Here is a 19,404-nt window from a genome sequence, read left to right on the forward strand (position 1 = left end):
CCGCGAGCGCGTCCCCGCCCCGGTGACCGGGCCGGGGACCCGCGAGCGCGTCTCCCGCCCGGTCGCCGTGCCCGGCGTCAGGCGCGCGGGAACCCGGCCGACAGGCGGGTGCGGACGACGAGGTCGTGCACCGCGTCCGCCGCCGGCGCGGTCCCGGGGAGGGAGGAGGCGTCACGCGCCTCCTCAAGCCCGCGGGTCAGGCGGGCGACGTCGCCGGCCAGCCGCTCGGGGCCCGGCGCGTCCGCGGGCGGGCGGCCGTGCTCGGCGAGGCGCTTGGCGGCGACCAGGCCGGCCAGGTACGGCGGGCCGCCGGAGAGCCGGGTGAGATCGGCCTCCAGCTCCCCGGAGCGCATCAGGTGGATCCCGGTGAGCAGCACGCGGAAGGTGTAGAGCAGCGGCTTGAGCTCGCCGGAGCGCTCGAACAGCCGCCACTGGGTGCGGGCGAAGCCGAGATAGTGATCGGCGTGGTGGCGGGTGACGCAGCCCGGGGCGAGGTCGATCATCTCCCGGTGCGTCGGCGAGGTGGAGACCACCAGCGGGGAGAGCAACTGCTCCAGCACGTACCCGTTGCGGCGCAGCAGCAGGCGGCAGAACTTGGCCAGGTCGTGGGTGACCAGGTCCACCTCGACGCCGTCGCGCACCCAGGAGCGGGTGAGGGTCTCCCGGCCCGTACGCAGGCCGACGACCTCCTCCAGCGGCAGCAGGTGCACGCCGCGCAGGTCGACGTCGGAGTCGGCCGACGGGAAACCGTACAGGTGTGCCCCGCTGACCGTGGCGAAGGCGGCCGGGTGGGCCTGCCCGGCGGGGATCTCGGGCAGCCAGGAGGGCAGGACGACGGTCACAGCGCCGCCTCCCTCGTACGCGCCAGGAACTCCTCCACGCGTTCCCGGCCGGGCTCGGCGGGCAGCGTGCCCGCGCCGTCGAACCCCGCGACCAGCGCGGAGCGCCAGCGCAGGACCTCCTCCCAGGACAGCTCCCCCCGCCGCAGGGCGAGAAGCCGGTCGCGGTGGGCGTCCATCCGGACCAGCGGCTCACCGTGACGGACCAGGTGCAGGCCGCTGAGCAGCAGGCGGATCATGTGCATGGCCTGCTTCCACCGGGGGCGTTCGGGATCCAGGCGACGGAACTGGTCGTCGGCGTACCCGGCGAAGGTCCGGCCGGCGCGCGCGGAGACGAAGGCGTCCCGCAGGGCGAGCAACTCCTCGCCCACCGGGGTGGCGCGCTCGACGATCGGCGACCACAGGCACTCCAGGACCGTGGGGTTGGCCGCAAGCGCGAGCCCGCAGAACCGCTCGACCTCCCAGGAGAACTGCTCGGGCAGCGGCCCCTCGACGTGCGCCGGCGGCTTGTCCAGCCGCCAGAACAGCCGCGTCGGCGCCACGAAGACGCCACGCCGGTCGACGTCGGAACCGTCGCCCTCAAGCCCGTATGCCCGTGAACCGACCACCACCGACAGGACCAGGTGATCCGGGACGTATGCCACTTCCATCGGCGTAGCCTGCCAGCTCCGGGACCGGCACCGGTACGGGTTTTCCCAGGACGCGCGGCCACGCCTCCCGAGGGGTGGCGTGGATTCTCCCGGGAGGCGCCGTGCGGTTCCGGGGACGCGCGGCGGGCCTCCCGGGACGGGCCGGCGCGGGGGTGCCGCGTCAGTACAGGTTGTCGCGGGCGTCGATGCTCAGGTTGTCGTCGATCGCCCCGGCCGGGACGTCCAGGTTCAGCTGCTCCTTCATGATCTGGCCGAGGGTGGGCAACGCGTCGCGGTCCGGCCACCGTTCGGGCCGCCACAGCGACGAGCGCCGGAACGCCTTGGAGCAGTGGAAGAAGCACTCCCGCACCTCGACGCTGATCGCCAGCGTCGGGACCTTGCCCTTCACACCCAGCCGTTCCATGTACGGGGCCTGGCTGACCACCCGCGCGTGGCCGTTGACGCGCAGGGTCTCCTCGGTGCCCGGCACCATGAACAGCAGCCCGACGTTCGGGTTCCCGACGATGTTGCGCAGGCTGTCCATCCTGCGGTTGCCGGGCCGGTCGGGGATGACCAGCGTGTGGTCGTCGAGGACCAGCACCCCGCCGGGCTCCTCCCCGCGCGGGGAGACGTCGCAGGTGCCGTCGGGGGCGGAGGTGGCCAGCAGGACGAACGGCGAGGCGCCGACGAAGGCGCGCGCGTGCTCGTCGAGGCGGCCGATGTCCTTGCGCAGCACGAGCTCGGAGACGTCGCCGACGAGCCGGCGGAGTTCCTCCTGCGAGGTGACCGCGACGATCCGGCCGGGTTCGTGGATGGCGGGGGAGGTCATGGGGCAAGGCTAGTCCCACCCTCGCGCGGGGGCGTGTCCCCGTACCGGAACGTCCTCACACCCTCGCGCGCGGGCACCCGGGGCGGTGTCCCCGTCCCGGAGCGTTCCCGCGTCGTCGCGTGCCCGCGCCGCCGGGCCGCCGGTGTGCGCCGGCGGGGTGCTCGTCCCACCGCCCGAAGACCAGGCCGAAATATCCGTCATATCGCTCCAACGGGTCAGATCTTGCTTACCCGTCGGAATATGATGTGTCGCGATTTATTACCACGCGGGCCGTTGTTGACCTCCCCCTGCCGGGGAGCGGCCTACGCGATCTACCTGGGGGAACAGTGCTGGGCTTGCTTTCGCGTGCCGCGGGGTCGCTGGATCGATGAGCGCCCCCGCCGACGCCGCGAGAACCGTTCCCTACGACTACGAGAGGTTCAGCAGGCTCGCCGGGCCGGTGACCGAGCCGGAGCCCGGCACCCCCTACCGCGTGCGCTACCGCTCCCTGCTGGCCACCGAGCCGCACCGGGTGCGGGCGGTGCTGCTGATGGTCGCCGCGCTCCTGGTCGAGTTCACCCTGATGGTCTGGTTGCTGCTGCCCGGCCACTGGACCGTCCGGCCCGACCCCTACGGCGCGGTCCCGTGGTACCTGCCGGTGGCCGACCGGATCATGCTCGTGGCGATCGCGCTGATCGAGGTCTTCCGCCTGGTCAGCGTGGTCTCCAACGTGCACGCCATGCTCGCGGCACGCGACCCCGTGCCCGTCCCGCCCGAGCCGGGCAACCGGGTGGCCTTCATCACCACCTGCGTCCCCGGCAAGGAACCGCTGGAGATGGTCAGGCAGACCCTGTCCGCCGCGCTGAGGATCCGCTACGACGGGGTGTTCGACGTCTGGCTGCTGGACGAGGGCGACGACCCCGACGTCCACGAGCTCTGCGACTGGCTGGGCGTCCACCACTTCACCCGCAAGGGCGTGCCGCACTGGAACCGGCCCACGGGCTCGTTCCGGGCGAGGACCAAGCACGGCAACTACAACAGCTGGCTGGACGCGCACGGCGACGAGTACGACTTCTTCGTCTCGGTCGACACCGACCACGTCCCCCTCCCGGAGTTCTGCGACCGCATGCTCGGCTACTTCCGCGACCCGCGGGTGGCGTTCGTGGTCGGCCCCCAGGTGTACGGCAACTACCGGGCCGGGGTCACCAAGGCCGCCGAGAGCCAGCAGTTCCTGTTCCACTCGCTGATCCAGCGCGCCGGGAACCTGTACGGCGCGCCGATGTTCGTCGGCACCAACAACGCCGTGCGCATCCGCGCGCTCAAGCAGATCGGCGGCCTGTACGACTCGATCACCGAGGACATGGCCACCGGCATCGAGTTCCACCGCTCGCGCGACCCGGAGACCGGCGAGCGCTGGATGTCGGTCTACACCCCCGACGTGCTGGCCGTGGGGGAGGGGCCGTCGTCGTGGACCGACTTCTTCACCCAGCAGCTGCGCTGGAGCCGCGGCACCTACGAGACGCTGCTCACCCAGTTCTGGCGGGCCGCGCCCCGGCTGTCGCCCGGACGGTTCTTCAACTACGGCCTGATGGTGACCTTCTACCCGATGTCCGCGCTGAACTGGCTGCTGGCCGGGCTCAGCGCGACCCTGTTCATGGCCGTCGGCGGCTCGGGGGTGACCGTGCCCATGGACATGTGGCTCATGCTCTACGGCGACGCGGCGCTGCTGCAGGTCATGCTCTACACCTGGAACCGGCGCCACAACGTCAGCCCGCACGAGCCCGAGGGCTCCTCCGGGGTCGCCGGGATGGTCATGTCGGCGCTGTCGGCGCCCATCTACGTCACCTCGCTGCTGGGCGCCGCGCTGCGCAGGCCCAGCACGTTCGTGGTCACCCCCAAGGGCGACTCGGCCAGCCCCGACCAGGTCGCCACGTTCCGCATCCACCTGTGGTGGGCGGCGATCTTCGGCGGAGGGCTGCTGCTGACCGTGTTCTGGACCGGCCACGTCCACCTGGTGATGACCCTGTGGGCGGTCCTCGCCCTGGTCATCTGCACCGGGCCGCTCGTCATGTGGGCCTGGGGCCTGCGCGGCGCCCGTGCCGCCGCGCGGGCCGCAGGGGAGGTCCGCCCGTGAGCCGCCTGCGCAAGAACCTGGTCGGCCTGACGGTGGTGGCCGCGGTCCTCGCCGTCAACCTGCCCGCCGTCGCGGGGTTCGCCACCCGGCAGTGGCACGACTACAGCATCAACCGGCCGGACTACAAGGCCACCCACGGCCACTGGACCTTCCTCGACGTCCCGGAGAAGTTCAAGGTCAACGCCATCCACGCCGCGCTGCTGCACACCGGCAAGGTGCTCATCGTCGCCGGTTCCGGCAACAACGCCGCCAACTTCGACAAGGGCACCTTCAAGACCGTGCTCTGGGACCCGTCGAGACCCGGCCGGCCCGGGGAGTTCGAGCTCGTCGATACCCCCGTGGACTTCTTCTGCGCCGGCCACGTGATGCTGCCCGACGGCAAGCTCCTCATCGCGGGCGGCACCGGGCGCTTCGAGGTGCTGAAGTCCAAGGTCAAGCGGGCCGCGGGCGCCGTGGTCATCAAGAACGAGAACCCCGACGCCAGGCCCAGGGACTTCCACCCCGGCACGCTGCTGACCGCCCCGGGCGGTCAGGTGTACCGCATCGCCGACCACGTCACCGTGCCACCCGCCACGAAGATCGAGACCGGTGTGCCGGGCAGGGTGCGGATCAGGCCGAGCGAGACCAAGGTCTTCGCCGAGGCCGTGAACGAGGGCGCCGCCGGCCTGCTCACCGCGCAGCCCGGCTCGGTCAAGTACGAGATCCAGGGCCTGCGGGGCCGCCAGAAGCGCGACCTGTACGCCATGGGCGGCAGCATGACGCTGGAGAAGCAGGACTTCCAGGGCATCAAGGACGCCTACGAGTTCGACCCCGTGACCGAGCGCTACACCAAGGTCCAGGACATGGCCGAGGGACGCTGGTACCCGACCATGACCCAGCTGCCCGACGGCAGGGTGATGACCGTCTCCGGCCTGGACACGGTGGGGCAGATCACCCGGGACAACGAGATCTACGACCCCGGGACCAAAACCTGGCGGCCCGGACCCAAGCGGTTCTTCCCCACCTACCCCGCGCTGTTCCTGCTGGAGGACGACATGCTGTTCTTCTCCGGGATGAGCGCCGGGTACGGCCCCGGGCAGCTCGCGCTGCGCCCGCCCGGCATCTGGGACTACCGGCGCGACACCGACCGCCTGGTCACGACGCCCGGCGGGGTGGGCGGCCTGGCGCCGGACGAGACGGAGGCCTTCACCCCCGTCCCCGGCCTGCCGCAGCCCGAGCTGAACGAGACCGGCGCCTCGGTGCTGCTGCCGCCCGCCCAGGACCAGCGGGTCATGGTGATGGGCGGCGGCCCGGTCGGGGAACGCCAGCCGGGCCTGCCCGACTCCACCGCCAGGACCGCCGTCGTCGACCTCAACGAGGCCAGCCCCCGCTACGTGCGCGGCCCCGACCTGTCGCACCCGGTGCGCTACCCGTCGGCCGTGCTGCTGCCCGACGACACCGTGCTCTCCTTCAACGGCTCCGGCGACTACCGGGGCCGCGGCGCCAGCGACGTGCTGCGCGCGGAGGTCTACCGCCCGGCGACCAACGGCTTCCACGAGGCCGCCTCTCCCGCGGTGGGCCGCAACTACCACGCCGAGGGCCTGCTGCTGCCCGACGGCCGGGTGCTCAGCATGGGCTCCGACCCGCTCTTCGCCGACGCGATCGGCTCGCTGCCGGGCACCTTCGACCAGCGGATCGAGATCTACACCCCCACCTACCTGCACAACGGCGAGAAGGCGCCGGTGTTCACCGGCGGGCGCGAGAGCGTGGCCCTGGGCCGCAGGGCCGGGTTCCCGACCCCCGACGCCGAACGTGTCCGCGAGGTGCGGCTGATGCGCCCGAGTGCCGTCACCCACGTCACCGACGTGGAGCAGCGCTCGATCAGGCTGGACTTCATCCGGGTGAAGAGCGGGATCATCGTGACGATCCCCTCCAACCCCGCCCTGGTCCCCCCGGGCTGGTACATGCTCTTCGGTGTCACCGAGCGGGGCACGCCGTCCCAGGGCCGCTGGGTCCGTGTCCAGGGGGAGCCGCGCCGGCGCCAGGGCACCGTACGACGTCCCGCCACGTCCTCTCCCCAGGAACGATCCCGGGGTCCGCACGACGGAGGTACTCGATGAACAGGTACGGCCCCGCCGTCGCGCTGGCCCTCGCGCTCGCGCTCGCCACCACGGCCTGCGCGGCCGACCCGGGACCGCCCCCCGGGCCCGGCACGTCCGGATCGGGCACGCCCGGGGGCGCCTCCTCCGCGGCGCCGGCGGGGACGGGCTTCTACGTCGACCCCGACGGGGCCGCCGCCCAGGAGGCCCGCAGGCTCCAGGCGGAGGGCAGGAGCGAGGACGCCGGGCTGATCCGCAGGATCGCCGACCGGCCCAACGCGATCTGGATCGGCGACCAGGACCCGCAGGGCAGGGTCGCCGACATCACGACCAGGGCCGCGAAGGCTGGCCGGACACCGGTCCTGGTGGCGTACCACATCCCCGACCGCGACTGCGGGAGGTTCTCCGCGGGCGGCGCGGCCGGCGCGGAGGAGTACCGCGCCTGGATCGGCAGGTTCGCCGCGGGCATCGGCGACCGGCCCGCCTGGGTGATCGTCGAACCCGACGCGCTGGCCCACATCCTGGACAACTGCACCCGGGGCGGCCAGGCCGGCGAGCGCCTGGACCTGCTCCGCACGGCGGTGGAGACCCTCAAGAGGCAGCCCGCCACCACGGTGTACGTGGACGCCGGGAACGCCGGCTGGATCCGGAACCCGGACGAGTGGGCCGAGCCCATGCGCAGGGCCGGGGTGCCCCAGGCCGACGGCTTCGCCTTCAACGTCAGCAACTTCTTCACCGTCGAGGAGAGCGTCGCCGTCGCCCGGCGGCTCTCCGACGGGCTGGACGGGGCCCACTACGTCATCGACACCTCCCGCAACGGCAACGGCCCCCTGCGCGGCGCCCGGGGCGACGACGCCTGGTGCAACCCCAAGGGCCGCGCGCTGGGCGCCGAGCCGACCACCGAGACCGGTCAGGAGCGGGTGGACGCCTTCCTGTGGATCAAGCGGCCGGGGGAGTCGGACGGCGAGTGCCACCGCGGAGAGCCCAGGGCGGGCGACTGGTTCCCCGAATACGCGCTGGAACTCGCGCGTAACGCGAGATAGCCGCTCATTCGTTATATCTTCGATCTTGCAGGTCAAGATTGCTTCGAAGGAGATTGACCGGAGTAGTCAGACTTCCAGCTACCTTCTCGGAGCCTTCCTGATGAACAGATGGAAGACGATCGTCGTCGCGACGGTGGCGGCCCTGCCGCTCGCGATGTTCCCGGTCGTCGCGTCGCCCGCCGTCGCGTCACCCGCCGACCCCCCGCCCGCCGTCGCGTCGCCGGCCGATCCGCCGCCCGCCGTTCCGCCACCCGCGGCGACGTCGTCCGCGGCCGCGCCCCCCGCGAACGCGCCGGCCGGCACGGCGTCCCCGGTCCGTGACGGGGAGACCCAGCCGGTCTACTCGCGCGCCGACGCGCTGACCGAGACGGTGTTCGTGGAGGTCGCCGGGGTCGACAGCGACGCCGACGGGCTGCCCGACCGGGTGGCGGTCGACATCATGCGGCCCAAGGAGACCGCCTCCGGCCTCAAGGTCCCCGTCGTCATGGAGGCGAGCCCCTACTACGCGGGCGGCAACGACGTGCCCAACCACGTCGTCGACCTCGACGGCTCCGACCCCGCGGGCATGGAGTACCGGCGCAACAAGTTCAACGACCTGCGCGACGAGATGTTCGGCGTCGACGGCCTCGACGTGGCCCGCGCCGAGGCGCCGCCCTTCCGGGGCTACTACGACAACTACTTCGTGCCGCGCGGCTACGCGGTCGCGCTGGTGGAGAACCTCGGCTCGGGACGGGCGACCGGCTGCCCCACGACCGGCCTGCCGAACGAGACCGCGGGCCCCAAGGCCGCGATCGACTGGCTCAACGGCCGCGCCCGCGCCTTCGACGCGACCGGCAAGGAGGTCAAGGCCGGCTGGTCCACCGGGAACGTCGGCATGATCGGCGTCTCCTACAACGGCACGCTGCCCAACGCGGTCGCCGCCACCGGCGTCAAGGGCCTCAAGGCGATCGTGCCGATCGCCGCCATCTCCTCCTGGTACGACTACTACCGCGCGGGCGGCGGCGTGCTGGCCCCCGGCGGCTACCAGGGCGAGGACGCCGACGTGCTGGCCCGCTACGTACTGACCCGCGCGGACGCGCAGAAGGCCTGCGGCGCGACCGTCGACGCGATCGAACGCGACCAGGACCGCGTCACCGGCGACTACTCCGACTTCTGGGACCGGCGCAACTACCTGGGCGACGTGCGCAAGGTCCGCGCGGCCGTCTTCCTGGTGCACGGCCTCAACGACTGGAACGTCAAGACCAAGCAGGCCGTGCAGTGGTGGGACGCCCTGGCGAAGCGGAACGTGCCCCGCAAGATCTGGCTCCACCAGGGCGGCCACTTCAACCCGTTCTCCTACGCCGGGCGCAACGCCGAGTGGCTGCGCCAGTTGCACCGATGGTTCGACTTCCACCTGTACGGCCTGCGCAACGGCATCATGAACGAGCCGCAGGCCGACGTGGAGTCCGGGCCGGGCCAGTGGTCGCAGCACGCCTCCTGGCCGCTGCCCGGCACCCGGGACGTCCGGCTCCACCTGGCACCCGGCTCCGGCGGCCGCAACGGCACCCTGGGCCCGCGCCGCTCCTCCGACCGCGCCGCCGAGTCCTTCGTCGACCAGAGCACCCGTACCGCCGAGCAGCTCGCCGAGAACGCCGAGGCCGTCGATCCCAACCGCCTGGCCTACCTCTCGGCCCCGCTGGCCAGGGACACGCGCCTGTCGGGCACGCCCGAGATCTCGGTCCGGGCCGCGTTCAAGGGCGGGCGCTCGCCCTACCTGACGGCACTGCTGGTGGACTACGGCACCGACGCCCGCGCGTACGGCGACGTCGTCTACGGCGACACCCCGGTCTGCTACGGCCAGGGCGTGACCGGCGACACCGGGTGCGCGCGGCTGGCCGAGCACGTCACGGTGACCGCCCCCTACAAGATCATCACAAGGGGCTGGATCGACGTCCGCAACCGCCACTCCGCCGCCCGCACCGAGCTGCTGAACGAGGGCCGCTTCTACGACTTCCGCCTCGACCTCCAGCCGAACGACCACGTGTTCAAGGCCGGTCACCGCATCGGCGTCGTGCTGCTCTCCACCGACCGGGACTTCACTCTGCGGCTGCCCCCGGGCACCGGCGTCTCGGTCGAGCCCGGCCGGAGCTCGGTGCGGCTGCCGCTCGTCGGCGGCCGGCCGGACCTCGGCTGAGGATCGCCCGGCCGAGGATCGGAGCCCGGCCGGGGTCCCCGACCGGCGGCCGGACCCCGGCCGGTGGTCGGTCCGTGGCCGGAGTCCGGTCCGTGGCCGGAGTCCGGCCGTCCGGCGGGCCCGGGGCCCCTCTGAGGGAGAACCCTGGCTTGTCCCTGACATCGGCGCCGGGCCCTGCCGCCGGACGGCGGCGGGGCCTAGCGTGGAGTGCATGGGACGAATTCTGTTGATCGTGGCGGCCGTGGTGATCGCCTTTTTCCTGCTGGGCTCGGTTCTGGGCTTCCTGTTCACGCTCCTCAAGTGGGCGCTGATCATCGGCCTGGTGGGCGTGGTGGTGATGTTCGTGAGCCGGCTCTTCAGCTCCTCGAACACGCGCCACTGACCGGCACGCCCGGGTGACCGGCGCCGTGCCCGGGCGGGTGTGACCGGCCCCGGGCCTCGGTCCCGGGCTCCGGTCCCGCGCGCCCGAAGTGACCGTTCACCGCCCGGCATGCCTCCGCGCCTGCCGGGCCGTGGCGTTTCGGCCCGGGGGCCGGGGCCCCGGTCGTCCAAGAACCCCGGTGTCCCGGGCGCCGTCGTCCGGAACCCTGTCGTGCGAGGTCCCGCACGGTCCCGCCCGGTCCCGGTCAGTTGCGGTCAGTCCCGGGAGACCTGCTTCAGCCGCAGGTCGCCGAGGAGGGTCCTGGTGGCGGCGGCCACCTCCTCCACGGCTCTGTCGAAGGCCTCGGCGTTGCGCGCCGACGGGGCACGGAACCCCGAGATCTTCCGGACGTACTGGAGCGCCGCGGCTCGCACGTCGTCCTCGGTCACGTCGCTGATGTAGGGCTCACGAAGGGTCTTGATACTCCGGCACATGCCAGGACCGTACTGCGCGCCACCGACGATCCGCCCGCCACCTTGCCCTGGCGTGCGGGCTTCCGCCCCGGCCCCCGGCCCCCGGCCGCCCCGATCCCCGGATTCCCCCGGTCTCCCCGGTGTCCTTCACGGCCGGTCCGAACCGGGTGTCGGCGTCGTCATCGCCCGGCCGTGAAGTCGAACCGGCCCTGCGACGGAGTAATGGTGTATCCGAAAGAAGGGACACCATGCGGATGACCGCTCCCCCCGATTCGCCGGGGAGACTTGACGACGCCGTGCTCATCGAGCAGTCGCGGCATCGGCCCGAGTCCTTCGCCGCGCTGTACGACCGCTACTTCGGCGACATCTACCGTTATGTCGCCGCGCGGGTCGGACCGCACGCCGCCGACGATCTGGCCTCCGAGACCTTCCTGGTCGCGTTCCGCAAGCGGCACGGCTTCGATCCCGATCGTGGCGTGGTACGCCACTGGTTGTACGGAATCGCCACCAACCTTCTCGCGGACCACCGCCGCGGCGAGACCCGGAGGCTGGAGGCGCTGGCCAGGGTGCCGGTGGAGGACCCCGCCGAGGGCGAGCACGCCGACCGGGTGGCCGCGCGGGTGAGCGCCGCGGCCGCACGGCGTCACCTCGCCACGGAGCTCGGCCGGCTCCCCGCCGGTGACCGGGACGTGCTGTTTCTCGTCGCGTACGGGGACCTCAGCTACGAGGAGATCGCGCGGACACTGGAGATCCCCTCGGGGACCGTGGCCTCCCGGCTCAACCGGGTGCGCAGAAAGCTGCGCGCGGCGCTGGACGACATCGACATCACCGCTGAATCTGGAGGATCCGATGGATGAGCCGAACGACGACCGGGACTTCCGGCATCCGGTCGAGCCGCGCCACGTGACCGCCGTACGCGACCTGCTGGGATCTCACGAACCCTCGCTCGGCACGGTCGTGGAGGGCCGCGCCCGGCTGCTCGCCGAAGTGGCCGCGAGCACCACGGCCGGCGGCCCGGCCGACAGTACGGCCGACGCTACGGCCGACAGCCCGCACCTCGTGCCGAGGAGGCGGCGCGGCCGGAGGAACAGGCTGGTCGGCGCCGGGCTGGGCCTGGCCGCGGCCGCCGCGGTGGCGGTCGCCGCCCCCGCGATCCTGCCCGGCGACACGACCCTCCTCGTACCCCGGCCGGGCACGTCGGTCTCCGCGACGGCCGGACCGACCGCCCAGAAGATCCTGCTCGCCGCCGCCGCCGCCGTCGCCACGGAGCGGACCCGTTCGGACGGTGACTACTGGCGTATCGAGACGGCCGGACGGTCGATGCTGACCGACCCCACCCGCGGCTATGTGATCGAGAAAAGCGTTTCCGGGGAGCTGTGGCTGGCCAAACGGCCGGATCTGCAGAGCTGGCGCACCCGGCGGTATCTCGGCGCCAGGCCCGCGACCCCGCAGGACGAGGCGGCCTGGCGGGCCGCGGGCTCGCCCGACAGCTGGAGCTACCCCGACCCGAACCTCGGGGGGGAGCTGTTCAGCGTCCCGAGAGAGCCACTGAAGGCGACGGCGGGCGAGCCGGTCGCCGAGCGGCTTCGCGGCGCGTGGAAGGGCGTGGCCGGCGACCTGGCGACGGGACCGATCACCTGGAAGGAGGTGCGCGCGATCCCGGGCGAGCCCGTCAGGCTCCGGGCCTACCTGGAGGAGCGCATCACCCGGCGGCTGACGGCGGACCCGGATGTCGCGCCGGGCTGGGAGAAGGACATGGACCGCCTCGTGCGAGCGGCCTGCATGAACATCATCGGCACCCTGCCGGTGTCACCCGAGGCTCGTGCCTCCGCCTACCGGGTCCTCGCGTCCCTGCCCGGCATGCGGGCCGAGGGGGAGGTCACGGACCCGCTGGGCCGGCGCGGGCAGGCGCTCGGCTACCGGGCCGAGGTGGGGCCCGGCGTGTTCAGCGATTTCCGTTTCGTGGTCGATCCCGGCACCGGCCTGCCCCTCGCCGACATACAGACGTACGTGACCAGCCTCGCGGACGGGCGGCAGGTGGAGATCAGCCACTCCACCTCGTACCGGACGATCGGCTGGACCGACGAGCGGCCGGGGCCGTTCGCGCGGACGGACTGAGCCGCTCACCGATCCGTGCCGAGGGGATCGGTGGCGCGCGGGCCGCCCTCTCGGTGGTCTCCGGATCACGGCGGTACCGGCCGGACAGGCGCCGGAAGCCCCGGCCGGGGTCACGCGGGGGAGCGCGCGGGCCGGTCCTCGCGCTCGTGCCGGGCCGCGTCGGCGGTCAGGATCGCATCCAGCAGGCCGGGAAAGAGCGCGGCCAGGTCGCGGCGGCGCAGCGCGTTCATCTTGGCGGTGCCGCGATAGACCTGACTGATCACGCCGGCTTCGCGCAGCACCCGGTAGTGATGGGTGGTGGTCGACTTGGTGATCTCCAGTTCGATCGCCGAGCAGGGGGCGCCCTCGTTCTCCTCCAGCGGCCACAGGAAACGCACGATACGCAGGCGCGTCGGGTCGGACAGGGCGTGCAGCACGCCCTCCAGCGTGATCTCCTCGGGGGCGGGGTGTTCCAGGGCTCTGACGGGGGCGGTCGGCACGCGGTCTCCCTCATCTCGTTCGTGATCCCGATTGTACGAGAACGATCGTAGTTTGACATCTATCGTAGTACGTCGTTTATCGTATGAGTGTGAGCCGGGGCGCCCGCCCCCACCACCTCGCATCGCCCCGACGCCCCCGCGTGAGAAGGAGTACGGCCGTGAGCGCCCTGTTCGAGCCCCTGACGTTGCGCAGCCTCACCGTCCCCAACCGGATCTGGATGTCCCCGATGTGCCAGTACTGCGCGGCGGAGGAAGGACCGGAGCAGGGAGCGCCGACCGACTGGCACCTGGTCCACCTGGGCGCCCGCGCGGTGGGCGGCGCCGGGCTCGTCATGACCGAGGCCACCGCGGTGACGCCGGAGGGCCGCATCAGCCCGGCCGACCTCGGCCTGTGGAACGACCGCCAGCAGGAGGCGTTCGCCCGCGTCGCCCGTTTCCTGACCGAGTACGGCGCCGTTCCCGCCGTCCAGCTCGCGCACGCCGGGCGCAAGGCGTCGACCCGCAGCCCCTGGCAGGGCGGCGGGCCCACCGGTGCGGGCGAGAACGGCTGGCAGCCGGTCGCGCCGAGCCCGATCCCCTTCGCCGACGGCCACCACCTCCCCGCGGAGCTGGACGCCGACGGCATCGACCGCCTCGTGGAGTCCTTCGCCGCCGCCGCGCGGCGGGCCCTGGCCGCGGGCTTCCGGGTGGCCGAGATCCACGGCGCGCACGGCTACCTGATCGGCCAGTTCCTCTCACCGTTCAGCAACCACCGGACCGACGCCTACGGGGGCTCCTACGAGAACCGCACGCGGTTCGCGCTCCGGGTCGTCGACGCGGTACGCGCGGTCTGGCCCGAGGAGCTTCCCGTCCTCTTCCGCGTGTCGGCCACCGACTGGCTGGCCGAGAACCCCGCCGACGAGCGCGAGGGCTGGAGCGTCGACGACACCGTCCGCCTCGCCAAGGACCTGCTCGCCCACGGCGTCGACCTCCTCGACGTCTCCTCCGGAGGCAACGTCCCCAAGGTGCGCATCACCACCGGCCCCGGCTACCAGGTGCCGTTCGCGGCCCGCGTGAAGGCCGAGACGGATCTGCCGGTCGCGGCCGTCGGGGAGATCACCGACCCCCGGCAGGCCGAGGAGATCATCGCCTCCGGCCGGGCCGACGCCGTCCTGCTCGGCCGCGAGCTGCTGCGCAACCCCTACTGGCCCAACCTCGCCGCCCGCGAGCTGGCCCCGGCCGCCGTACGCCGGCCCGACCAGTACCACCGGGCGTTCTGACCCGTCCCGCCCTCCCGCGGCCGGGGCAGGGGGAGCGGACCGGCCCGTCAGGGGGACGCGGGCCGGTCCGCCGCGCGGGGAACGACGGGCCGGCCCGTCACGGGGGCGGGGCCGGTCCGCCGTCCCGGGGAACGGCGGGGGAAGTCGGACCGGCCCGCCGGGAGGCGGGCCTCCGGGGGTCGAGCGGGCCGGTCCGGGATCAGGGGGTGGCGTGGCGCAGGGCGATCGCGTCCCGGAGCACCAGGGAGGGCGCCTGGCCGTCGATCAGCAGGCGGCGCATCAGGGCCGCGACCGCGCCCATGGAGTCCGGGCGGAAACCGCGCCGGGTCACCTCCTGGGTGCCGATCCGCAGGCCCCGCATGGGCTCGGTACGAGGCTGGCCGGGCAGGCCGATGCCGCTGAGGTAGACGCCGCCCTCGGCCAGCAGCCTGGCGGCCGCGTCCCCGCCGCCGAACGCGGCGGCGTCCACCGCCACGTGGTGCGAGGCGGTCCAGCCCCGCCCGGCGGCGAAGACGCCGAAGCCCTCCGCCTCCAGCGCCGAGGCCAGCGCCAGGGCGTTGGCGAGGCAGCGGTCGGCGTAGACGGGACCGCCCGCGGCGTGCTCGGCGGCCACGACGGCCAGCGGCGCGAGACGGGAGGCGTCGTAGTTGGCGGTCAGGCCCGGGTAGGCCGCCGCCGACACCCGGCTGGCGAGCCCCTCGTCGCGCGTCACCACGGCCGCCCCCGGCGGGCCGCCGAAGGAGGTGTAGGTGGACATGGTCAGCAGGTGCGCGCCCTCCGCGAGCGGGCGCTGGAACCGGCCGCCCGCGATCAGGCCCGCCACGTGCGAGGCGTCGTACACCAGCAGGGCGCCGACCTCGTCGCAGGCCGCCCGGATCCGCCCGACGTCGTACGGGAACAGCATCAGGCCCGCCCCGACCACCACCAGCGCGGGCCGGTGCTCGCGCAGGAAGGTCGGCAGCGCGTCGTGGTCGACGTCGAGCCGCGCGGCGTCGTAGGGCAGGTCGGCGGTCCGCAGCCCCCGGATGCCGGCGACGGCCCGCGCGTGCTGGACGGCGTGGCCCCCGGCGTCCTCGGGCAGCACCGCGATCGTGTCGCCGGGGGAGGTGAACGCGCTGTAGCAGGCCAGGTTGGCCAGGGTGGCGCTCTGCAGCCGCACCTCGGCGAACTCGCCGCCCATCAGCGCGGCGACCTGCAGCGGGACGAGCACCTCCAGCACGTCCAGCTCGTCCAGGCCGGTCTGGTACTTGTCACCGGGCCAGCCCATCGACGGGCGGCATCCCATGGAGATCTCGTGGGCGGCCCTGGCCCGCTCGCTCATCGTGTTGGTGCCCGCGTACAGGACCACGCCGTCCTCGTCGAGGCGGCCCCGGTGCTCGGCCAGCACCGCGTCGACCAGCCGGTTCACCGCGTCCAGGCCCAGCCCGGACACCTCCGACTCCAGCTCGGCCAGGCGCAGCTGCGCCCGGGGCGGGGCCCACGGGGCGACGCGGCTGCGCTCCACCAAGGGGGTCTCCTCCCACCGGGCCGCCGGGCGGCTCTCACGGACGCGCCTCCGGGCCCTCGCGGTACGGCTTCCGGAAACGAATACTGTGACGCTACGGTGCATGCGGTGGACAGTCATCGTCGCGTCGGTGGAGATCCTTCCTACATCTGTAGGATAAAAGCATGATCGCGGACGATGTTCAGGACCTGCTGGAGTCGCTGGCGGCCGCGGTGGGCCGGGGCATGTCCGTGGACGACCTGGAGGGCCGCGTCGTCGCGCACAGCGCCCACCACGGCGACGCCGACCCGGTCAGGGCACACGCCATCCTGTCGCGGTCGGTCCCGGCGGAGGTGAACGCCTGGCAGGAGGCGCACGGCGTGATCGGGGCACGCGAGCCGGTCCGCGTCCCGGAGAACGCCGCCCTGGGCATGGTGGGCCGGCTCTGCGTGCCGCTGCTGCACCAGGAGCGGCGGGTCGGCTACCTGTGGGTCATCGAGGGCGACGGCCCGCTGAGCCCGCAGGAACGCGCCAGGACCGTCCGCGACGCCGCCGCGATCGCCGCCCTGCTCGACGACGGCGGCAGCTCGCACACCCTGGCCCACCTCATCACCGGCGAGATCGGCGTGCGGCGCGCGGCCGGCGTCCTGGGTGAGGGGCCGCTGCGCGTCCTGGTGCTCCGGGGGGAGCCGGTGGGCCTGCGCGAGGCGGTGAGCGCGGAGCTGGCCAGGACGCTCCGCCCGCCCGCGTTCACGATGCTGGACCGGCACGCCGTGCTGCTGCTCAACCGGGGAGAGGACGCGGTGGCGCTGGGGGAGCGGCTGGTGGTGCGGACCGGCGCGGGCGCCGGGATCAGCGCACCCCACCCCGGGCTGGACCGGACCGCCCGCGCGCACCGCGAGGCGCTCGTCGCGGCCAGGGCCGCCGCGGCCGAACCGGCGCTGGGGCCCGTGGCCCGCTGGCCGGACCTGGGCGTGTACCGGCTGCTGTCCGACCCGCCGACCGACCCGCAGGACCGGCCCGGCGGCCCGCTGGAGGCGCTGCGCGAGCACCCCGGGCTCGTCGTCACGCTGGAGACCTACCTCGACAGCGGGGGAGACGCCCAGGAGACCGCCCGGCTGCTCCACCTGCACCGCACCAGCCTCTACTACCGGCTCGCCAGGATCGAGCAACTGGCCGACCGCGACCTCAAGAACGGAACCCACAGGTTAGAACTCCATCTCGCGCTGAAGCTCGGGCGCTGGAACGCGGTGTAGCGACAGGCCGATCCGGGCAGGGCTCCCCGGTGTCGCAGTTGATCAATGAGATCATGACCGTTCTCGTCGTGTTCGCTCTCATCCCTCTGTCGCTGGTCACGGTTTCGGTGCTCGTGCTCGTCGCGCTCGCCGGACTGGCCCTGACGACCTCGCGGGAGCACGATGGGAGGACGACTTCCCGGAGGTAGACGGTGCGGCAGCTCAACGCGGTGGACACGCAGTTCCTGAATTTCGAGACCTCGACGAACGTCGCGAACATCGGGGGACTGGCGATCCTGTCGGGCGGGCTGTCGCGCGACGACCTGGTGGCGCTGCTGGCCCGCAGGCTCCACCTGGCGGCGCCCTTCCGGATGCGCCTGGTGCCCGTCCCGCTCGGCCTGGACCACCCCTACTGGACCGACGAGCCCGCGGTCGACCTGGACTACCACGTGCGCGAGCTCGCGCTGCCCGCGCCGGGCAGCGACGAGCAGCTCGGGGAGCAGGTGGCCAGGCTGCACGCCCGCCGGCTGGACCGGCGGCTGCCGTTGTGGGAGATGTACCTGATCCACGGCCTGTCCGGGGACCGTACGGCCCTGTACATGAAGGTCCACCACGCCGCGGTCGACGGCGTCACCGGCGCCGACGTGCTGGCCGGCCTGCTGGACACCTCCCCCGAGCCCGCCGAGCCCGAGCCGCCGGCGCCGGGCGAGGACGAGGGGGAGGTGGAGGAGACGATCGACACGCGGGAGATGCTCGCCCGGGGCATCGCCAAGGCCGTGGTCAACCCGGCCAACACGGTGCGCTTCCTGGCGGACGCGATCCCGCACCTGGACGAGATCCCCCTGGTCTCCCAGATGCCCGGCGCCCGGACGATCTCGCGGGTCACCCGCCACCTGGTCGGCCTGGTGGCCGGCGCCACCGAGGTGCCCGCGATGCCCCGCATGGTCGTCCCCCGGACCCCGTTCAGCGGCAGGATCAGCGCGCACCGCCGGTTCGCCTTCACCACCCTGCCGCTGGAGGACGTCAAGCTCGTCAAGAACGCCCTCGGCGTCACCGTGAACGACGTGGTGATGGCCCTGTGCGCCGGAGCGCTGCGCCAGTGGCTGCTCAAGCGCGGCGCGCTGCCCGACCAGCCGCTCGTCGCCGGGGTGCCGTTCTCGCTGCGCACCCCCGGGGACCGCAGGACCGGCAACCAGGTCACGATCATGATCACCACGCTGGCCACCCAGGTGGCCGACCCGCTGGAGCGCCTGATGGCGGTCCGCGACGCGATGCGGCTGATCAAGGACCGTTCCTCGCTCGCCCCGGCACGCTGGCTCCAGCAGATGAGCGACATGATGCCGTCCGCGCTGACCGGGCTGGCCTCGCGCGCCGCCTTCAACCTCTTCGCCGAGAGCGCGGGCCCGATCAACGTGCTGATCTCCAACGTGCCGGGCCCGCAGCTCCCGCTCTACATCAGCGGCGCCCGGCTGCTGGCGTACCACCCGGTCTCGGTGGTGACCGACGCCAGCGGGGGGCTGAACATCACGGTCTTCTCCTACGACGGCTCACTTGACGTCGGCGTGGTCGCCTGCCGTGAGATGGTCCCCGACGTGTGGACGGTCACCGACTACCTGGCCGACGCCCTCGTCGAGCTCAAGCTCCTCGTTGAGCAGCAGTGACAGCCCGGGAGCGTCGTCGACGAAGCGCAGCGCCTTCTCCAGGCAGACGATCGAGCCCTTCTCACGCCGGTTGACGAAGCGGATGTCGTCGGCCAGGGCCTGCATGATCAGCAGCCCCCTGCCGTGTTCCGAGGTGGGGGAGGGGGAGGAGGCGCCGCCGAAGTCGAAGCCGTTGCCGGCGTCCACGACCTTGATCACGCACCGTTCCCCGGACAGCTCGGTGCTGACCATGTAGTCGTCGCTGGGGGTGGCGTGCTGGATGACGTTGGAACACGCCTCCGAAAGCATGAGCTGGATGTCCTCGCGGATCTCGGGAACCACGCCCAGGGCCTGCAGCGAGGAGTCGAGAAGTTGCCTGATGACGGGAACACTCGCGGCGTCACGCGGCAGACGCAACGCGATGGTGGCTTCCACGGTCCCCTCCTTTCACAGCCGGTTGCCAAGGCACTTGCCCCGCACGTCCGCTCCAAACCTGAAACGGCGACGGCACCCCCCGCGAACAGTGCCTCCCCCGAACGGCGCCCACCCCGAACGGCACCGGTCACGAACGGCGGGGGCGCGAACGGCGGCGGGGGGGGGGGGGGGGGGGGGGGGGGGGGGGGCGGGGCCCGGCCGGCGCGGCGGCGCCGCC

17 protein-coding genes are annotated in these 19,404 nt (G+C 73.0%); 10 read left to right on the forward strand and 7 right to left on the reverse strand.

Translation table 11 applies throughout. The features are described 5' to 3' along the window. Nucleotides 1–77: 77 nt before the first annotated feature. The 3 genes from ACLQ2R_RS16425 to ACLQ2R_RS16435 form a co-directional block, all read right to left on the reverse strand. Entirely contained in the window at nucleotides 78–842 is a 765-nt protein-coding gene (locus ACLQ2R_RS16425; RefSeq protein ID WP_425960399.1) for a nucleotidyltransferase domain-containing protein, read from the reverse strand. Beyond that, the gene (locus ACLQ2R_RS16430) at nucleotides 839–1,489 is read right to left on the reverse strand and encodes a nucleotidyltransferase domain-containing protein (protein WP_425960400.1); all 651 of its coding nucleotides are present in this window, start codon (nucleotides 1,487–1,489) and stop codon (nucleotides 839–841) included. The genes ACLQ2R_RS16425 and ACLQ2R_RS16430 overlap by 4 nt, the downstream gene beginning before the upstream one ends. A gap of 160 nt (nucleotides 1,490–1,649) precedes the next feature. Then, entirely contained in the window at nucleotides 1,650–2,297 is a 648-nt protein-coding gene (locus ACLQ2R_RS16435; RefSeq protein ID WP_425960401.1) for a pyridoxamine 5'-phosphate oxidase family protein, read from the reverse strand. Between the two features lie 367 nt (nucleotides 2,298–2,664). Between ACLQ2R_RS16435 and ACLQ2R_RS16440 the strand changes: the two genes are divergently transcribed. The 5 genes from ACLQ2R_RS16440 to ACLQ2R_RS16460 all read left to right on the forward strand — a co-directional run bounded on the left by ACLQ2R_RS16440 (nucleotide 2,665) and on the right by ACLQ2R_RS16460 (nucleotide 10,086). Next, nucleotides 2,665–4,410 (forward strand): glycosyltransferase family 2 protein, encoded by a 1,746-nt coding sequence (locus tag ACLQ2R_RS16440; RefSeq protein ID WP_425960403.1) that lies wholly within the window; start codon nucleotides 2,665–2,667, stop codon nucleotides 4,408–4,410. Continuing rightward, nucleotides 4,407–6,509 (forward strand): galactose oxidase-like domain-containing protein, encoded by a 2,103-nt coding sequence (locus ACLQ2R_RS16445; protein WP_425960405.1) that lies wholly within the window; start codon nucleotides 4,407–4,409, stop codon nucleotides 6,507–6,509. Before ACLQ2R_RS16440 ends, ACLQ2R_RS16445 begins: the two co-directional genes overlap by 4 nt. Further along, the gene (locus ACLQ2R_RS16450; protein WP_425960407.1) at nucleotides 6,506–7,531 is read left to right on the forward strand and encodes a glycoside hydrolase family 6 protein; all 1,026 of its coding nucleotides are present in this window, start codon (nucleotides 6,506–6,508) and stop codon (nucleotides 7,529–7,531) included. Before ACLQ2R_RS16445 ends, ACLQ2R_RS16450 begins: the two co-directional genes overlap by 4 nt. 100 nt (nucleotides 7,532–7,631) lie before the next feature. Next, nucleotides 7,632–9,704 (forward strand): Xaa-Pro dipeptidyl-peptidase, encoded by a 2,073-nt coding sequence (locus ACLQ2R_RS16455; RefSeq protein WP_425960409.1) that lies wholly within the window; start codon nucleotides 7,632–7,634, stop codon nucleotides 9,702–9,704. Between the two features lie 211 nt (nucleotides 9,705–9,915). Further along, the gene (locus ACLQ2R_RS16460; protein WP_425960411.1) at nucleotides 9,916–10,086 is read left to right on the forward strand and encodes a hypothetical protein; all 171 of its coding nucleotides are present in this window, start codon (nucleotides 9,916–9,918) and stop codon (nucleotides 10,084–10,086) included. 254 nt (nucleotides 10,087–10,340) lie between these two features. Here ACLQ2R_RS16460 and ACLQ2R_RS16465 read toward each other — a convergent pair whose 3' ends face one another. Next, nucleotides 10,341–10,559, reverse strand: a complete 219-nt coding sequence (locus ACLQ2R_RS16465) for a DUF2277 domain-containing protein (RefSeq protein WP_425960412.1) — start codon at nucleotides 10,557–10,559, stop codon at nucleotides 10,341–10,343. Between the two features lie 233 nt (nucleotides 10,560–10,792). Between ACLQ2R_RS16465 and ACLQ2R_RS16470 the strand changes: the two genes are divergently transcribed. Continuing rightward, nucleotides 10,793–11,395: an RNA polymerase sigma factor gene (locus tag ACLQ2R_RS16470; protein WP_425960414.1), complete on the forward strand. Its 603-nt coding sequence runs from the start codon at nucleotides 10,793–10,795 to the stop codon at nucleotides 11,393–11,395. Next, entirely contained in the window at nucleotides 11,388–12,656 is a 1,269-nt protein-coding gene (locus ACLQ2R_RS16475; protein WP_425960416.1) for a CU044_5270 family protein, read from the forward strand. The genes ACLQ2R_RS16470 and ACLQ2R_RS16475 overlap by 8 nt, the downstream gene beginning before the upstream one ends. 110 nt (nucleotides 12,657–12,766) lie before the next feature. Here the strand turns inward: ACLQ2R_RS16475 and ACLQ2R_RS16480 are convergent, their stop codons facing one another. Continuing rightward, complete coding sequence (locus ACLQ2R_RS16480; RefSeq protein WP_425960418.1) at nucleotides 12,767–13,135, reverse strand: ArsR/SmtB family transcription factor; 369 nt, start codon at nucleotides 13,133–13,135, stop codon at nucleotides 12,767–12,769. A 158-nt stretch (nucleotides 13,136–13,293) separates the two neighbouring features. Between ACLQ2R_RS16480 and ACLQ2R_RS16485 the strand changes: the two genes are divergently transcribed. After that, complete coding sequence (locus ACLQ2R_RS16485) at nucleotides 13,294–14,394, forward strand: NADH:flavin oxidoreductase/NADH oxidase (protein WP_425960420.1); 1,101 nt, start codon at nucleotides 13,294–13,296, stop codon at nucleotides 14,392–14,394. Between the two features lie 199 nt (nucleotides 14,395–14,593). On the opposite strand, the gene ACLQ2R_RS16490 is transcribed toward ACLQ2R_RS16485, so the two are convergent. Further along, nucleotides 14,594–15,898, reverse strand: coding sequence for a serine hydroxymethyltransferase (locus ACLQ2R_RS16490; RefSeq protein ID WP_425960475.1), 1,305 nt, complete (start codon nucleotides 15,896–15,898; stop codon nucleotides 14,594–14,596). A 164-nt stretch (nucleotides 15,899–16,062) separates the two neighbouring features. Between ACLQ2R_RS16490 and ACLQ2R_RS16495 the strand changes: the two genes are divergently transcribed. Together ACLQ2R_RS16495 and ACLQ2R_RS16500 are read left to right on the forward strand one after the other, a co-directional pair. Further along, on the forward strand, nucleotides 16,063–17,133 hold the full coding sequence (locus ACLQ2R_RS16495; RefSeq protein WP_425960422.1) for a PucR family transcriptional regulator: 1,071 nt from the start codon (nucleotides 16,063–16,065) through the stop codon (nucleotides 17,131–17,133). 191 nt (nucleotides 17,134–17,324) lie between these two features. Further along, nucleotides 17,325–18,773 (forward strand): WS/DGAT/MGAT family O-acyltransferase, encoded by a 1,449-nt coding sequence (locus ACLQ2R_RS16500; protein WP_425960424.1) that lies wholly within the window; start codon nucleotides 17,325–17,327, stop codon nucleotides 18,771–18,773. On the opposite strand, the gene ACLQ2R_RS16505 is transcribed toward ACLQ2R_RS16500, so the two are convergent. Further along, on the reverse strand, nucleotides 18,660–19,187 hold the full coding sequence (locus tag ACLQ2R_RS16505) for an ATP-binding protein (RefSeq protein ID WP_425960425.1): 528 nt from the start codon (nucleotides 19,185–19,187) through the stop codon (nucleotides 18,660–18,662). The genes ACLQ2R_RS16500 and ACLQ2R_RS16505 overlap by 114 nt on opposite strands. Nucleotides 19,188–19,404: the final 217 nt, after the last annotated feature.

Origin of the sequence: Streptosporangium sp. DT93, from assembly GCF_049844535.1 — a bacterium.
GTDB lineage: Bacteria > Actinomycetota > Actinomycetes > Streptosporangiales > Streptosporangiaceae > Streptosporangium.

What these genes read in the sequence shown, in the direction of transcription:
- ACLQ2R_RS16440 (WP_425960403.1), top strand. Translation starts at nt 2,665, where the DNA reads ATGAGCGCCCCCGCCGACGCCGCGAGAACCGTTCCCTACGACTACGAG.
- ACLQ2R_RS16465 (WP_425960412.1), bottom strand. Translation starts at nt 10,559, where the DNA reads ATGTGCCGGAGTATCAAGACCCTTCGTGAGCCCTACATCAGCGACGTG.
- ACLQ2R_RS16475 (WP_425960416.1), top strand. Translation starts at nt 11,388, where the DNA reads ATGGATGAGCCGAACGACGACCGGGACTTCCGGCATCCGGTCGAGCCG.
- ACLQ2R_RS16495 (WP_425960422.1), top strand. Translation starts at nt 16,063, where the DNA reads ATGATCGCGGACGATGTTCAGGACCTGCTGGAGTCGCTGGCGGCCGCG.
- ACLQ2R_RS16430 (WP_425960400.1), bottom strand. Translation starts at nt 1,489, where the DNA reads ATGGAAGTGGCATACGTCCCGGATCACCTGGTCCTGTCGGTGGTGGTC.
- ACLQ2R_RS16460 (WP_425960411.1), top strand. Translation starts at nt 9,916, where the DNA reads ATGGGACGAATTCTGTTGATCGTGGCGGCCGTGGTGATCGCCTTTTTC.
- ACLQ2R_RS16455 (WP_425960409.1), top strand. Translation starts at nt 7,632, where the DNA reads ATGAACAGATGGAAGACGATCGTCGTCGCGACGGTGGCGGCCCTGCCG.
- ACLQ2R_RS16450 (WP_425960407.1), top strand. Translation starts at nt 6,506, where the DNA reads ATGAACAGGTACGGCCCCGCCGTCGCGCTGGCCCTCGCGCTCGCGCTC.
- ACLQ2R_RS16470 (WP_425960414.1), top strand. Translation starts at nt 10,793, where the DNA reads ATGACCGCTCCCCCCGATTCGCCGGGGAGACTTGACGACGCCGTGCTC.
- ACLQ2R_RS16435 (WP_425960401.1), bottom strand. Translation starts at nt 2,297, where the DNA reads ATGACCTCCCCCGCCATCCACGAACCCGGCCGGATCGTCGCGGTCACC.